This window comes from Rhodopirellula sp. SH410 (assembly GCF_055811895.1).
The window spans coordinates 6,643,638-6,658,497 of record NZ_CM147949.1 but is presented as its reverse complement, the minus strand read 5'-3'; the positions used below and the strand labels follow the sequence as shown (position 1 = coordinate 6,658,497).

Annotated in this window: 10 protein-coding genes and 1 tRNA gene; 6 read left to right on the top strand and 5 right to left on the bottom strand. The window is 59.1% G+C overall.

Translation table 11 applies throughout. The annotated features are described in order from the left end of the window. Positions 1–110: 110 nt before the first annotated feature. Positions 111–533, bottom strand: coding sequence for an Rrf2 family transcriptional regulator (locus tag SH410x_RS24305; protein ID WP_473671562.1), 423 nt, complete (start codon positions 531–533; stop codon positions 111–113). Between the two features lie 176 nt (positions 534–709). Between SH410x_RS24305 and SH410x_RS24300 the strand changes: the two genes are divergently transcribed. The 5 genes from SH410x_RS24300 to SH410x_RS24280 all read left to right on the top strand — a co-directional run bounded on the left by SH410x_RS24300 (position 710) and on the right by SH410x_RS24280 (position 8,895). After that, positions 710–2,032 (top strand): hypothetical protein, encoded by a 1,323-nt coding sequence (locus SH410x_RS24300; protein WP_473671560.1) that lies wholly within the window; start codon positions 710–712, stop codon positions 2,030–2,032. Between the two features lie 593 nt (positions 2,033–2,625). After that, positions 2,626–3,408 (top strand): indole-3-glycerol phosphate synthase TrpC, encoded by a 783-nt coding sequence (trpC, locus tag SH410x_RS24295; RefSeq protein WP_473671558.1) that lies wholly within the window; start codon positions 2,626–2,628, stop codon positions 3,406–3,408. Beyond that, entirely contained in the window at positions 3,405–5,090 is a 1,686-nt protein-coding gene (locus SH410x_RS24290) for a sugar ABC transporter ATP-binding protein (RefSeq protein ID WP_473671556.1), read from the top strand. Before trpC ends, SH410x_RS24290 begins: the two co-directional genes overlap by 4 nt. Beyond that, positions 5,087–6,076, top strand: coding sequence for an endonuclease/exonuclease/phosphatase family protein (locus tag SH410x_RS24285; protein ID WP_473671555.1), 990 nt, complete (start codon positions 5,087–5,089; stop codon positions 6,074–6,076). The genes SH410x_RS24290 and SH410x_RS24285 overlap by 4 nt, the downstream gene beginning before the upstream one ends. Positions 6,077–6,183: 107 nt before the next feature. After that, the gene (locus tag SH410x_RS24280; protein WP_473671553.1) at positions 6,184–8,895 is read left to right on the top strand and encodes a hypothetical protein; all 2,712 of its coding nucleotides are present in this window, start codon (positions 6,184–6,186) and stop codon (positions 8,893–8,895) included. 63 nt (positions 8,896–8,958) lie between these two features. Here SH410x_RS24280 and SH410x_RS24275 read toward each other — a convergent pair. The 3 genes from SH410x_RS24275 to SH410x_RS24265 form a co-directional block, all read right to left on the bottom strand. Continuing rightward, positions 8,959–9,045, bottom strand: a tRNA-Ser gene (locus SH410x_RS24275). Between the two features lie 129 nt (positions 9,046–9,174). Continuing rightward, a complete protein-coding gene (locus SH410x_RS24270) occupies positions 9,175–10,458 on the bottom strand; it encodes a glucose-1-phosphate adenylyltransferase (RefSeq protein WP_473671552.1) in 1,284 nt (427 codons plus the stop codon). A gap of 27 nt (positions 10,459–10,485) precedes the next feature. Beyond that, positions 10,486–11,511, bottom strand: a complete 1,026-nt coding sequence (locus tag SH410x_RS24265; protein WP_473671550.1) for a ferredoxin--NADP reductase — start codon at positions 11,509–11,511, stop codon at positions 10,486–10,488. A 172-nt stretch (positions 11,512–11,683) separates the two neighbouring features. On the opposite strand from SH410x_RS24265, the gene SH410x_RS24260 reads away from it, so the two are divergent. Then, positions 11,684–13,294 (top strand): hypothetical protein, encoded by a 1,611-nt coding sequence (locus SH410x_RS24260; protein WP_473671548.1) that lies wholly within the window; start codon positions 11,684–11,686, stop codon positions 13,292–13,294. Positions 13,295–13,315: 21 nt separating this feature from the next. On the opposite strand, the gene SH410x_RS24255 is transcribed toward SH410x_RS24260, so the two are convergent. Further along, positions 13,316–14,785: a sulfatase gene (locus SH410x_RS24255; RefSeq protein WP_473671546.1), complete on the bottom strand. Its 1,470-nt coding sequence runs from the start codon at positions 14,783–14,785 to the stop codon at positions 13,316–13,318. Positions 14,786–14,860 lie beyond the last annotated feature (75 nt).

Below are 14,860 nucleotides of genomic sequence, written 5' to 3'. Positions count from 1 at the left end.
GACGAATCGCGTTGCCCCCAAGTCTGCCGCCTACCGCAAGGCATCCGTCATCCCGTCCCCTCCCGCGAGCCAGCCGCATTGAGGGACTCGCTCGTAACAGAGCGGGGGCGCTAAGGGCTCTCACACAGTGGCTGAATCGGGCTGGCTGACTCGACCAGTTCGCGAATCGTGACATTGGCAAAGGCCGCTTCCGTCGCGGCGTACGCTTTGTCCAGTTCCGCGTGAAGCGGACAAAGGGACGTGTGCGACTTCAGGCCGAGCGGACAGCTGCGGATTCGCTCGATGGGGGCCACCGTATTGACCACGTCCAGGATCGTCAGTTTGTTGATATCGCTGCACAGCTCGTACCCGCCCCCAGGTCCTGGTCGCGATGTCACCAATCCGGCAGCTGCCAAATCCTGTAGAACTCGAGTGAGGTAACGTCGGGGCACCTTGGTCTCGACGGCGAGCTGGTCTGCTGACACCGAACTGCCCACGCGACTGCCCAGGGAAGCCACTGCTCGCAGCGCGTATTCCGCTGTCTTTGAAAGCATCTCAAACCAATAAAAAAGAAAATCTCGAACCGATTCTATACCTTGACGTACAGAAAGGTATCCTATACCGTGTCATGTAGTTATGATGGTATCGTGAAAATTGCTTTAAAGCAAACACGAATTTTTTGTCGTCGCGCCCACCCCATCCAGCCCCGCCTTCCCTACTGGAGATCACCATGCTGCTGCGCCGCGTCCCCTGCAACACACGCTCTGTGTGCCTGGGTTGTTTGCTGAGCGTGCTGATGGCTGCTGCGGCGAACGCTCAGATGAATGGATTTGAGCGGCCACCGATCGACTATCTCCATACCGAGGTCCACGACCCCGTGGCGGAGTTAGCGGCGAAAATTGAGGCGGGCACGACCGAACTGGCCTACGACCCGGAGTTCGGATATCTCGAATCAGCGTTAGAGGAACTGGGGGTTCCCGTTAGTTCGCAAACGCTCGTCTTTTCGAAGACGAGTTTACAGATCAGTCGTATTTCTCCGCGTCATCCACGGGCGCTGTACTTCAACGACGACGTGTATGTTGGCTATTGCCAAAATGGGAAGGCGCTCGAGTTTGCGGCAACGGATCCGCAGCAGGGGGCGATTTTTTATACGCTTGAGCAATCCGACGAGGCGACACCGCCGAAGCTCGTTCGCGATCGCGGGCAGTGCCTTTCGTGCCATGTTTCCAGCCGGACGCAGAACGTGCCGGGTTTTCTCGTGCGGAGTGTGTTCGCTGATGCGGCAGGCCGTCCGAAATTGGGTAGCGGCACGTTCACCACCGATCAAACCAGTGAGTTTCGCGATCGTTGGGGTGGTTGGTATGTTACGGGGCAGCATGGGTCGATGCGGCATATGGGCAACACGATCTGTGAGGGCGACGAGCACACTTTCGATCGCGAACTGGGGGCCAACGAAGACGACGTAAGCGACCGGTTTCGCACCGCCGCGTATTTGACGCCCCACAGCGATATTGTCGCCCTGATGGTGCTCGAGCATCAAACTCAGATGCACAATGCGATTACGGCGGCAAATTACGAGACTCGCCAGGCGTTGCATCAGTCCTATCAGATGAACGATCTGCTCGAACGACCCAAGGACTTTCTCAGCGATAGCGCTCAGCGGCGAATCTCAGCGGCGGCCGACCGGGTGCTGCAATACATGTTGATGTGTGACGAGTTCCAGCTCACCGACACGGTATCCGGTACGACGAAGTTTGCCAGCGACTTCGAATCGCGTGGGAAGCGAGACGCGGCGGGGCGATCGCTGCGTGATTTGAATTTGCAGACGCGATTGTTCGAGTATCCCTGCAGCTACCTGATTTACAGCGATGCGTTCGGCGGTTTGCCTGACGAGGTCCGTTCGAAAATTCTCGCGAGGTTGCTGGATATTTTGGAAAACCGGGACGAGTCGGCGCAGTATGCGCACCTCAGCAAGGAGATGCGTGCCAACATCCTTGCGATTCTCCGCGAGACGTTGCCCGAGTTCCAGCAGATCGCTTTGGCCCAGCAGTGATCCTTCGCCCAGCAGCAAGGCATGGCCAATGTTGTTGATCGGGAGGTTTTGCCGACGCCGGTGGTGACCGAAACGAGCGACGTGAAATGACGAATAGCTAATGATACGTTCGTTGATGTGAATCATCAAATCGGGCGTCTGCGGTGTCGCGATCCAGACAGCGTTGCCGAAGAGATTCAACGTGACGAACAGAGAGATTCTCCACCGACGAAGCCGCAGCCTTGCGGCAAAACCATGTTAGGCGACCGCCCCTACTGAAGCACGAGAGCGCGTTTGTGGAAGACAAGCTTGCAGCATTCGCGTCTATTCTCGCCATTTGCGGGCACAACCACACACAAGAACTGCCCGCCAATGGCGCGAATGACCGCGAATCCAGATCAGCCGCCGCTGCGTCGTAGATCGCGCACATCCGTCAGTCTGAGTCGTCTCACATGCGAATGGGGGACGCACCCGCGCGGGGCGCATCCCATTTTGGGGCTGGCGTGTCGGGTTCGCCTACCGATCACAAACACGCTCCCCTCGATCGCCGCGTCTTGATAACATGTTGGTTCTGCAATTCACCCTGTGCCAACCCGACATTTGATTGACCTCCCTTGACAATTCTCGACGATATCCTGGTCAAAACACGTGCCACGATCCAGCGGGATCGCAAGCTCGTGTCCTCTGAGCGGCTCGCTGATGCCGCCGCTGCGATGTCTCCCTGCCGCGATTTCCATGGCGCCTTAGCGGCCGGCGACGAGGTGCGGTTGATCGCCGAAGTCAAACGGGCCAGCCCGTCGGCGGGACTGATTCGCGAAGATTTTGATCCCGCCTCGATTGCCGCTTCCTACGCCGAGGGTGGGGCGGCTTGCATTAGCGTGCTGACGGACGAGCCATTCTTTCAAGGGTCACTGGACTATTTGCGGGCCGTTCGCCAAGCGGTCGACTTACCGATCCTCCGTAAAGACTTTATTGTGGATGAGTACCAGTTGCTGCAGGCCCGAGCCAGCGGAGCTGACGCGGTGTTACTGATTGCTGAATGTTTGACGGCCGAGCAGCTCATCCAGCTCGACGAGCGAGCCAGCGAGCTCGGGATGCAGACGCTTATTGAACTCTTCGAGCCGGCGAATCTCGCCGCTGTGTTGGCGACCAAGACGCGACTCGTCGGAGTCAATAATCGCGATTTACGTTCGTTTCATACCGACCTCAACCACACGTTGCGAGTCGCCAAGGACATACCGGCGGATCGTTTAATCGTCGGTGAGAGTGGCATCGCCAGCTATGACGACGTGCTGCGTCTCCAGGCGGGCGGTGTGAAAGGCATCTTGGTCGGTGAATCGTTGATGCGTCAGGGCGACATCGCCGCGGCGACGCGGCGGTTGCTGGGGGCAGCATGACACCACGCCTCGAGCTTCGAGAAATCGGTAAATCGTTTGGCGCCACGCGGGCGCTCGACTCGGTCGACCTCTGCGTTGCCGCGGGTGAGGTGCATGCGATCATTGGTGAGAACGGTGCCGGCAAAAGCACGCTGATGAAAATTCTCAGCGGCGCCCATCGTCCCGACCGAGGCGAGGTGCGGCTCGATGGACAAGTGGTCGAATTTCCCGATCCGCGTCAGTCTCAAGCGGCGGGGGTGGCGATGATCTATCAGGAGCTGAATCTTGCTCCCGAAATGACCGTTTGTCAGAACATTTTACTCGGCCATGAACTCCGCCCCACAGGCACCGCGCTGCGGGGGCTCGCGGCCAAATTCGGCTGGATTGACTCCAAGACCGAGCGACGCTGGGCGAGCGAAGCGCTCGGAAAGCTCAACTGCGATCACCTCTCGCTCGATCGCCCCGCCGGCGAGTTGTCGATTGCCGAGCAACAAATGGTCGAGATCGCACGGGCGGTCGTGACGTCCCAGCATGACCCGTCGCGATCGCTCAAACTGCTGATCCTCGACGAGCCCACCAGCAGCTTGACGCTGATCGATACCCAGCGTCTCTTTGCCGTCATCGAGCAGCTCGCGTCAGCCGGCGTGAGCGTGCTCTATATCAGCCACTTTCTCGAGGAATGCCACCGTATCGCAGATCGCTTTACTGTTCTGCGTGATGGGCGTAGTGTCCGTAGCGGTTCGATGCCCGAGCACTCAGACAAACCCGATCGCTCGGGCGTGCCGAACGATTCGGGAACGGGATCGGACTCATTCAACTCGCTACGTCTCGAGAACGCTCCGTCGCCGGCCCCAGCGAGCCAGCCCCTTGCGGAACACATCCCGCTTCCGGAATCGCCGGTAACTCTGGGTGAGATCATCAATAGCATGGTCGGTCGCGAGCTCTCCACTCTTTACCCGCGTTTCGCGCACCAGCGCGGCGACGTGGCCATGCAGATCAAGGGACTCTCCAGCGACAAAGGCTCCAGCGAAATTTCGTTCGAAGTGCATCATGGCGAGATCTTCGGAATCGCCGGATTGATCGGTGCGGGGCGGACCGAGACGCTGCGTGCCATCTTTGGACTCGACCCACTCACCAGCGGCGAGGTCCGCGTCGAGGGGCGAACGGCCAACAGCCGACGACCCGACCTGAGTTGGTCGCGTGATCAGATGGGAATCGTTTCCGAAGACCGCAAGAACGAAGGATTGTTTTTAGCACGCAGCCTAAGCGACAACTTGACGATCACACGACTGCGATCCTATCGTCGTCATGGCTTGCTCGATGATGCCGCCATGGCCAACGACACGCAGAAGTGGATGCAGACGCTCGACGTCAAAGCGGCGTCGCCGGACCAGCTCATCGGTGAGCTTTCGGGCGGCAATCAACAGAAAATTGCCCTGGCGAGATTGTTGCTACACGACTGCGACATCCTGTTACTCGACGAGCCAACGCGCGGTATCGACATTGGCAGCAAGAGCATGATTTACGAGCAGATCGGCCAGCTCGCCGGGCAGGGAAAGGCAATCGTCTTGGTCAGTAGCTATCTGCCGGAACTGCTCGGTGTCTGTGACCGCATCGGTGTTTTTGCGAGAGGTCGATTGGTAGACGTCCGCGGGGCTGAGGACTGGAGCGAGCACGAACTGCTCGAAGCGGCGATCGGATGACCTGGCTCACCGCTGTACGAATGCATGCCATCGCCACCACTGCGGTCCATTTCCTGGCATGCCTCGCGGGCCTACTCGCGATCGCGACCGCGGCATCGCTTTTTGCGAGATATCACTGGTTGCTCGATACGGTTGCGAACCTGCGTGTCCAAGGCCTGATCGCGATCGTTGTGCTCGGGTGCCTAGCGTTGATATTGAGGCGATGGTGGCTCGTCGCGATCGCAACGGCGTTGGCGCTGGTCAATTTGTCGATGATGAATTTCGGATCGATCGACGACGTGGCAGCGTTCGAAAACAGCCCACCGCTGCGGATCGTCACCACCAATGTGCTGACGTCGAACGCGCGACATGACGAGATTGTCGACGAACTGCGTTCTATCGACGCGGACGTGATCGTCGTGCTCGAGCTCAGTACGAAACTTGCGGAACGACTGCGTGAATCATTTCACGATTCCCATCCCTATCAAGCAATCCGCGAGCAAGATTTCGGTAATTTTGGCATCGGCATTCTGTCTCGACTGCCGATGCGGTCGGTGAAGACTCTGCAGCTCAGGGGTTGCCCCCTCAGCTTGGAGGCGGTCGTGGACGACGCCCGTATCATCGCGACGCATCCCGTGCCGCCGATTGGCCGGTCCAACTTCAGTCGCCGTAATCGGCAGCTCCGCATGATCGCGGCGCACCTGCGCCGCGATTCGGATGGACCTCAGCGAACGATTGTTGTCGGTGACCTTAATCTCACGCCGTGGAATGTCCACTTCACCGACCTGCTCGAGTCCACGGGATTACGGCGGGCGGCTCCACGTTGGGATTTGCGTCCGACGTGGTATGCCCGCCCGATATTTCCACTCGGGCTGCGAATTGATCATGTGCTGATCAGCGACGACCTCGCCTGCACCGATTTTCAGATCGGTCATGATTGCGGTTCAGACCACCGCAGCGTGTCCGCAACGCTGCATCGACGCGATCAAAGACTTCCGCATCACTAAGCTAAGAAAGACTGCGAAAATTGTGTTTGGATGCACGGAGTTGGCCAGCGGGCGCCACTATTTAAGGAGACGATATCACTGAATAGCTATTTTGATCGAGAAATCTCATGCGACTCACCCTCCGTACCCTGTTGGCCTACCTCGACGACATGCTCGAAGACGAGGACGCCAATGCTCTCAAGGCCAAGATTGATGAGAGCGGGATAGCCACAACACTGATTTCGCGGATTCGCAATTCGGTCGACAAACGTGAAATTGGAGCGATTTCTCCCGACGCGATCGGCCCGCTCGAGAATGCCAATGTGATGAGCGAGTATCTCGACAGTACTTTATCGCCCGAGCAGATTGCGGAAATTGAGCGTCTGTGTTTGGAATCGGATACCTCCTTATCGGAAGCCGCCGCCTGCCACCAGATCTTGACCGTGGTGCTCGGCCAACCCGCACAGGTGAGCGACCGATTGCGGCAACGTATCTACAAACTGCCCGGCAGCGAGGAGTTGCGAGCGATGGAGCAGCAGTCTCAGCCTGCAGCGGATACCCACACCGCAAAGCCCGTCGAACCCGTCACGTATTCAGGGGTTGAAATTCCGCATCGCGGGGCTGATGACGCCAAGGCTCACAGCGGGAGCAACTACGCACTCGCCAACGCATCGGCAGCAGATCTGGATCGGGGCGCTGCGGACTTTGACCGCGATGCGGCGACTGCCATTCGCCCGGTTGGGCCTAAGGATTCAGGGGTTGCCAATGCTTCGGCACGACTGCGTAAAACGGCCAATCCGGCTGAGGATTCAGGGCGCAGTGAAGCGGAAATTGTCGCGGGAACGACGCGGGCAATGATGGGCGGAACCGAGGGATATGGCGGTGGCATCCGCCCCTCACGCATCACGCCCTGGCTGGTCTCCTTAGCCCTCGCGGGCGTGCTGCTGTATGCGCTCGGCCAAGTCTTTTCGCCGCTGAGCGAGGAAGACATCAGCGGCGACGGTGCCGTCGCCCAACGCGAGAGCGAAACGCCAGCAACGCCGACGACGCCGACGACGCAGGTAACGCCGGCGACCGATCCCGACGCGGATCCCGGCAAGCTCGCCGCGGTCGCGACGGAACCGTCCTCCACGTCGGAGGTGGTCGCAACGGACGAGCCCGATCTAGCGGATGAGGCGACTGCTCGCACGGAGATGGAAGCGAAGGTGGTGGGGCAACCCGAGGCCGAAGAGCCGAAGGTGGAGAATCTCACGCCCGTTGAGCCTGTCGCAACGCCGGAGGAAATGGAGACACCGGCCGACGGACTCGCCGTACCGGCAGGCACCGTACCGGCAGGCACTGAGACAGCAGAACCAGCGGATCCAGAGGCAGCAGATAGCAGCGTCACCGACGCTGCTGCCGACATGACGGACACCGTGTTCACCCCCGAAATATCGCCCGAGGACTCGGGGCCTGACATGGACTCGGAGCCGGGGACTGAGGGTGACGTGGATCTTGACGCCATCGCGCCGGAGAATACGACACCTGGTGAGCCAAAGGCTCCGGCGTCCGCGCCGGTCGTCGCGGAAATCCTCCAAACCGGTAGCCTGGTCATTGTTCGCCAGGGCGGTACTTGGAAGAGGCTGACAGCGCGTGAGGTGAAGGCCGATCCAGCGGATGCACCAGACAGTCCGCTGGCCCAACCAGAGCCCGCCGAGTCAGCCCCTGTTGGCCCGGCCCCTGTTGGCCCAGCCCCTGTTGGCCCAGCCCCTGTTGGCCCAGCCTCGAAGGCGGACAGTGTCCTGGCGGGCCAGACCATTGTGGCACCGGCGCTGTTTCGCCCCACGTTGATCAGCCCGAGTGGCATCGAGTGGACTCTCGCCGGGCCAACTCGGATGAGAATCGGACAGAATGAATCGATTGGTGCGGTAACGCAGATCTTGGACGGGCGTATCCTGCTCGCTTCGACGAAACCGAACGTGACCACGATGCTAATGCTCGGCCAACGTCAAATCAAAGTGGCGATGCCCGAGGCACAGACGGTTTTGGCGATCGAATTGAGCCACTTTCGACCGCTGGGAGCCAATCCTTTAGTGCCGGCCAACCGATTGCCAAGCTATCGGGTGATCTCGGTCCAAGGGACCGTGATGATTCAAGCGGTGCCGGTCGAGGGGGATCCCGATCCAGCGGCGGGTGAAACGCTGACACTTGAAACCAATCAGCAGTACCAAGGCAACGGGATCCTGCAGGCGACGATTGGCCCCGTGGATCGTTTACCGGTTTGGATCGATGCCGATGCGAAAAAGGATGTGCTGGCCGATTCCGCTCGGGATGGGTTGATTGAGTTTACAACACGTGACGAGCCGATTGAGAAATCACTCCGGGAAGCGATGACGTTTCGCCGTGTGGAAGTGGCGGCATTGGCTGCCCAGACGCTGCTTTTGCTCGGTCGCGCGGATGTTTATTTCGGTGGTGATGGAATTCTTAACCGCCCACGGCAACGGCTCTACTGGCAAGAGCACGCCGAGATGCTCCGGCAGCAGATCGCTTCGGATGCCGAGGCGGCCGAGGTTGTCCGGGTGGCAATCGAGCGTGCCGAGCTCGCCGACAGCAAGCGGCTCTTCAAGTTACTCGTCGGGTTCACCCCAGAGGAGTTGGCTGCGGGAGCCGATGCCGAACTGGTCGATCTCTTGGACTCGCCGTCCATGGCCGTCCGAGTCCTAACGATCGAAAATCTGCGGGGGATCGTCGGCGACACGCTGGGGTACCGGGCCGATCAAGAGAATGCCAACGCTCGAAAAAGCGACATCAAAAAGTGGGAGACCCGGCTGCGGCGCGGCGATATTCGCTATCAGCCGTGAGTCGTCGCGTCTCTCTGAGACTCGGCCTGAGCGTCTCAGAGAGACGCTCAGGTCTCAATCAAGCGGATGGGGTGGGATTCGAACCCACGGTAGAGTCACCCCTACGCTAGTTTTCAAGACTAGAGCCTTCGTCCACTCGGCCACCCATCCGGTTTTAGTTTCTGCGGTCAGTTGCTGATATTCAACTGACCTGCAAAAAGCGAGCGAGGTTCTGCAGAGTCTAAACCGAAGTGGCTTAGACGAAAAGTCCCTTGCGGATCTCCAACGCGACAACGGGGGTCAGCTTTGGTGTCCGCTTTCGATTTGTCCGTCTTTGATGACGATGCTGATGCCATCGCGAATTTGCAGTGCTTCCTCTTCGCCTTCGTGATCGACACCGGCGGCGTTGGTGATTTTGACATTCGTCCCGATGCGACAGTTTTTATCGAGAATGGCTCCTGAGATATGGCTACCCGCACCAATCCCGACCGGCAATTTACCCTCTTGGGCTTGCCCCTTCATTTCGATAAAGTCGGCACCCATCACCACGCTATCTTTGATTGTGACGTTATCGCCAATCACGGTTCGCAGTCCGATGACGCTGTTCTCGATCGTGACGTTGTCGCCGATCAGGCAACCGTCGGCGATCAAGCTGCTGCTGATCGTGGATTTGCCCATGATGGTCGGCGGTAAGAACCGGGGGCGACTGTAGATTGGGGCGTGTCGATTGCGAATATCGAAAGGCGGGTTCTTACTAGCCAGCGACAGGTTGGCTTCGTAGAACGAGCGAATCGTTCCGATGTCTTCCCAATAGCCATCGAACAGGTGCAATTGGACCTTGTGGGTTTTGATCGCTTCGGGGAAGACTTCTTTGCCGAAGTCGCTGTGCAGGCTGTTTTCGAGCAGGTCGACCATCAGGTCTTTATCGAAAATATACAAGCCCATGCTGGCCAGCAGATCCCGACCCTGGCTGGGGATGCCGCGTTCGTCGATCCAGCCCGGATCCATCCGCACGGTCGCAATTTGCTCTTCGGTTTGTGGCTTTTCGACGAAACCGCGCACTTGGCCGGTTGCATCGACTTGCATGATGCCGAGCGAGGAGGCGTCTTTCCGCGTCACGGGGATCCCAGCGATCGTGGCGGCGGCTCCCGACTCGATGTGCGTTTTCATCATCTCGCGGAAATCCATCCGGTAGAGTTGATCACCAGAGAGAATCAAGACGTGTTTGATCCAGCTCTCGCGCAGGTGCACGAGATTCTTGCGAACCGCGTCCGCGGTGCCCTGGTACCAGTCGGTTTCGGAGTCCACGGTTTGCTGGGCGGCGAGCAACTCCACAAATCCACCGTTGAAGTGATCGAAGGTGTAGGTTTGCCGCAGGTGACGGTGCAGGCTCTCGGACAGGAACTGCGTAAGCACGTAGGCTCGATTCAGCCCACTGTTAATACAATTGCTGATGGGGATGTCGATCAAGCGATACTTGGCCGCCAACGGCACTGCCGGCTTGGCCCGGATCTTCGTCAACGGGAACAGTCGCGTCCCGCGCCCGCCACCGAGAATCAACGCAATCGTGTTACTCAGGTCCATCTTGTTTCGCCTAAATCAGGAGGATGCTCACCAGTACTTTTCAAAGCGAATTGTTCCCGCTTGATGCTCTTGAACATCGTAGTGAAAACCAGCCGCTTGCAACAACGGTAGCATACCAGGATTTTCGGGCGTGTCGGCACCAGGTGGGACATATCCAATCATGGCAGGATTGCCGCACAGGAAGGCGTGCGTGTTGCTGGGCGAGAGCGGATCGCCAGCGAGTTTGGCCAGCTCGCCGCTGGCGAACATGGTTTGCAAATACTGCTTCCCAACGAAATGAGGATGGTCGGCGCGAATGTTTTCTTCTTCGCGAGTGGTCAGTGGCAGGTACACGTAGTTGGGGTACTGCCGCATCAACGTTTCGTGCTCGTTGCGGTAGGCACAATCACGTCGATACCGCACACTCGTAGCAACGATGATGCGGCCGCGGTGCCCGGTCGCGAGCAGTTTCGCAGCCATGGCGTTGTGAGGTGCTTCCCCGGTGCCCGTACCGAGGAACAGCATGGTGTCGTCGGGTTGGTAACTGCCGAGCACGTATTTCCCGGTGATCTTTCGCTCCATCACCAGTCGGTCACCGGTTGATTTGCAAAACAATCGCGGCGTCAGCACAGGTGGCTTGCTGGCGGCAGTCTCGCCGTGGCGGACCAAGGTGATGTAGAACTCGAGGTAGTCCACACTCTCCTGGGTCGCGAGCGTCCCGTCGGCATGCAGCATCGGGCACGAAATCGAATAGGCGCGGCGGACGATTTTCCGCATCTTGTTGGCCGGCAGTTCTTGGTTCTGGGTACCGCTCAGTCGCGGTTCCCAGTTGCCCAAACCGATCGCGAGGTATTGCCCGGGCTCGAACGGCGGCAGTGGCTCGTCGGGGCGGATTCGATATTTCGATAGATCTTCTGTCAGGTCGATCCGGTCGACAATCGTCGCATTATAGAATTGATCTCGGAGTTGCTGCTGCTCCTCGGGATCGGGAGGCAAATCGGGCAGGCGGTCACCTGGGGGCGAAACCGGCTGGCTCGGCCCAGGGGGGTTCCGGGAGGGAGGGGAGGCGCTCACGAAGCTCATTCCTTTTGCGATTCTTGCCGCGGACAGGGTCTCGAAAGAGTTACTATAATGAACTGCGGCGCCACCATGGTGTGGCGTCAGCGAGGATTTCCGCTTCCTTAGAGAAACGTTCGCCCTCCGCCGATCCCACCTCTGCAATCATTTTTTTCCTCACGGTCTGCCCATGTTTTCCCCTGGTATCCACCGCGCCTGCGAGCGTGAAAGCCTTCATCCATGTCGACCGACGGCTTCGTCCTTTGGGAGCCACGGCATCCGCCAGCGGACGTCGCCGCCGATGGGGAGCCGATTTCGAAACGTGCTCGGCGGGCTGAGCCTGCTGGTTCTGGGCGGCCTGTCGTTGTCGCCGCTGGGTGTCAACGCGAGTCACGCCGAAACGTGGACCAACCTCGACGGAGACCGTTCCATTCAAGCCAGAATGATTGGCATGTGGAACGATCAAGTCGTCTTGCAGCTCGATGATGGCCGCAGCATCAACGTGCCAATGGACAAGCTGATCGCGGCGAGCCGGATCCAGGCGGGCAAGATTGCCCAGCGGCTCAAGGAAGAACGCGAGGCGTTGACGACCGAGATCAAGAACGCCGCAGCGAAAGCGGCCGCAGCAGCGCCCGATCCGTTGCCGACGCCGCCCGCACCGCCAGCCTACCAACCACCGGTGGCCGATATGGCGCCCGACCAGGCGATGGATTCCATTGCCGAACAATTTCAAAACGGACATCTTGTCGTCATCTATGACGCGTTGCCACCGAAGTACCGGCAACAGCTCGATGTCTTGGTTCGTTTGGCGCTCACCAAACTCGATCCCAACTCGCTCACCCAGCCGTTCGAGCAGCTCCATGGGTTAGCTGACCTCGTGGTCACTCGCCAAAATTGGATTCGTTCCGAACCTCATTTAAGCGATGGCAACGGGGGCCTCAACATGATGGGCGAACTGTTTCAGAAGTTTGTATTGCCAGCAGCCGGGATGATCCGGGCAGGTTTGCCCGCTGACCAGGCGAGCGTGAAAGAGATTCGCGACATGGGCTTCGGGGCCTGGCTGCATCAACGCGACGAGATCATGGCCCCCTACGCAGCGTTGCTGCTCGAGAGCTACAGCTCGCCCGGCCCGCAGTGGAGCGTGGTAGAGACGAAAGACGATACGACGCTGCTCGAGCAGCCCGGTGGGGCCGCTGCCACGGAGCCCTCCGCATCCCCGATGTACGGCGAGTCCTACCCAGGGCAGAGCAACCGATCGGCAAACCCCACGGTGGCGTTCACGAAAGTCGATGGTTTCTGGGTGCCCGCCGATGTTGCCGAAGGGTTCGATGCCTGGGTTGTCGAACAAACCACTGCACTGGAGAAATATGAGGATGGCAGTATGGATTTGTCGGATTGGTTGGGCGGGCAGTTTGTCACCGTGCCGACGATCGCGAGTGCACCGAAACCGACCGAGCGACGAGACGGTTTCGAGTCGGGCACGTATGGCGAATTCGACGACCCATACCGTTCCCCCGATTCGCCGGATTCGTATGGCTCACCGGGGACCTCGAGTTCGTATGACTCGTATGGTTCGCCGGAATCCTCGGGGGCCCCAGGCTCCTACGGCGCTCGCCCGCCGGCGAAAATGGAGCCCATCGCAATCACGCCGGCAATGTTGGGGAGTATCCTGCAATCGGTGGGTGACTACCGATCCATGTTCAGTTCACTCGAAGCGGCCCCGGACGAGAAGAGTTTTCACGCCGCTGCGGAACAACTCATCGGATCGATCCACGGATTGGTATCGCTGATGAGCCCATGATGGTGCGCAAATCGGGGGTGGCTATTTCGTTGTCCCCGGGGTGTCTGCTTCGCGGACGCCCGAACTCGCACGGGGTGGCTTTCTCAGTCGCCATTCCATCTGCCTCACCAACCGTTTGGCGACATCCGGTTGGGATGAGGCCACGTTTTCGGTTTCGCCCGGCGCGGTGCGGTGATCGTAGAGTTCCACGAAACCGTTTTGATGCTTGATCAATCGATGAAAGGGGGTGCGAATCGTCTGGGCTCCGGGTTTGTAACTAATCGCCATGCTGTCTTCATGTGCGGAGTCGTCTTGAGCGGCCAATAGCGAATCGCCCTGCAGGAAGCTCGGTACTGGGAGGTCGGCCAGTTCGCAAAGAGTTGGGTAGATATCGATGCTTTCAACCAGCGAAGCGGATTGGGTTCCGGGATTGACGATTCCTGGGTATCGAACGATGAGTGGTGATCGCAGCGATTCTTCGAACAACGCATGCTTGCCCCAGATCGCGTGTTCGCCGAGGTGCCAGCCGTGATCTCCCCACAACACGACAATGGTGTTGTCGGCTTGGCCGGACTGTTCGAGTCGTTCCAGAATCCGTCCGACTTGGGCATCTGCGTAGCTGACGCAGGCAGCGTAGTGCTTTCGCACCGCCGTGGCAAAATCAGCATCTTCATTGGGGTCTTGGTCCCAGAGGTTGTACTGCCTGAATTCGCCAGAGCGATGCCAGGTTGATTGACCGCTGGGCTTTTCGGGATGCGCGATCGGCGGCAATTCGGCGTCGACATAGGGCGCCATGTATTTCGCGGGCGCTCCAAACGGGAGGTGCGGACGGATGACGCCCACCGCCAGAAAGAACGGCGATTCATCGTCCGCTGCCAATTGATCCAACTGCCGCAACGCCTCGTCGGTGGTCTGCCCATCGGGATAGATCGCGTCGTCACCAACGCTCGATTGATAGACATCCATCTTCTTCGAATTGCCACGGATTTCACCATGGGCGAGCCCGTGCATGGCACCTCGCGGATGTTGCCACGGTCCACTTGGCATCAGGTGACGATCCCATGAGTTCGGCATCTCCGGGATCGATTCATCGTCCCAATCGGGGCCACCTCGACCGCCAGGATGATGCGAGACTTTACCTACCGAAACGGTGGTATAGCCATGATCGCGAAACCATGCCGGCAGGCTTGGCGGAACGGAATCGGGATGCTGATTGATTTCCTTGGCGCGTTCAAGCAACGCACCATTGCCAGCCGGACCGTAGGTCCCCGTCAGCATGGCGTAGCGAGACGCGCCGCACGTCGGGGCCTGTACGTAGTGCCGATGGAAAGCGAGGCCGGTCGCAGCAAGTTGGTCAATGTTCGGCGATTGAATATAGGACCTGCCAAAACAATTCAGTTCCGGTCGCAGGTCATCCACGCACAGCAGCAGCACGTTGGGACGGTCGGCATGGAGCTGAGGTGTCCAGACCAGCAGCGTGAAGAGCAGGCTCAAGGTATTTAGTTTTTTCATCGGACTTCAGGGTAGGGCAAGAGCGGGAGTGCTGTGCTGATATGCTGCAAGTTGACGTCGGCTCTGCAGGTATTT